Below are 325 nucleotides of genomic sequence, written 5' to 3' on the forward strand. Positions count from 1 at the left end.
TGTCCTAAAAACACAAAGTTAGAAGCTAGTTATGACAATTGCATTTCCAAACGTTACATTTTTGTTAATTTAAGTGCAAATACTCTATATTCATCACATTTCCTAAGACCTGTGACAAAAACCTCAAAATAAAAAAGCGACCTACTTTGAGGTCGCTTTTCATTGCACTATTGTTAAGTGGTACATCGATGAAGTGGAAATGCTCAGCCTAAAACTTGATGTTAAGGACATCTTGTTCTGACGTATCCACCTTCAACTGACTGCGAGATTCTATGTACTCGATTTGCTGAACATCGAGCGAATATGGCATAACGACTCGCAATTC

1 pseudogene is annotated in these 325 nt (G+C 36.9%); it reads right to left on the minus strand.

Features of this window, described 5'->3' with window-relative positions:
• Positions 1–208: 208 nt before the first annotated feature.
• A pseudogene (locus tag IQR33_RS35505) lies at positions 209–325 on the minus strand (transporter); the annotation flags it as partial.

The sequence above is a fragment of the Vibrio sp. OPT46 genome, assembly GCF_015163535.1.
Taxonomy (GTDB): Bacteria; Pseudomonadota; Gammaproteobacteria; order Enterobacterales; family Vibrionaceae; genus Vibrio; species Vibrio alginolyticus.